This window comes from Synechococcus sp. BDU 130192, assembly GCF_963876085.1.
Lineage (GTDB): Bacteria > Cyanobacteriota > Cyanobacteriia > Cyanobacteriales > MRBY01 > MRBY01.
This window is the reverse complement of the sequence record NZ_CAWNNO010000042.1, coordinates 1-466: the sequence shown is the minus strand read 5'-3', so window position 1 is coordinate 466 and position 466 is coordinate 1. Positions and strand designations below refer to the sequence as shown.

Annotated in this window: 1 protein-coding gene; it reads left to right on the top strand. The window is 51.1% G+C overall.

The genetic code is table 11. The features are described from left to right. A partial coding sequence (locus tag AACT35_RS10050) for an RNA-guided endonuclease InsQ/TnpB family protein (RefSeq protein WP_216820554.1) occupies positions 1-466 on the top strand: 466 nt, incomplete at both ends.

Below are 466 nucleotides of genomic sequence, written 5' to 3'. Positions count from 1 at the left end.
CGAATTGCGAACCGACGCAAAGATTTTCACCGTAAGTTAGCCCATCATCTCTGCGACCAAGCAGGGATGATATTTGCGGAGGAGTTGAACCTAAAAGGACTGGCAAAAGGAATGCTGGGGAAGCATTGTCTGGATGCTGGTTGGGGGCAGTTCCTCGAGACATTGAGATGGGTCTGCTTTAAGCGTGGTGTGCATTTCCAAAAGGTTGCTGCTAATGGCACGAGTCAGGAATGCCCATCCTGTGGTGTAGCGGTGAAAAAAGACTTGTCCATGCGTCGGCATGAATGCCCAGAATGTGGCTACACCACCAATCGAGATGTGGCCAGTGGTCAAGTAATTCGCAATCGTGGACTAGCTAGCACTGAGCATGTTGCTGAGCTTGTCGAAGCATGTCGAAGTGTAGCGGTTGGACAGACCGTTCAATCCTGTGGAGCTACGCCCAGTAGGGAGGCTTTGAAGCAGGAAT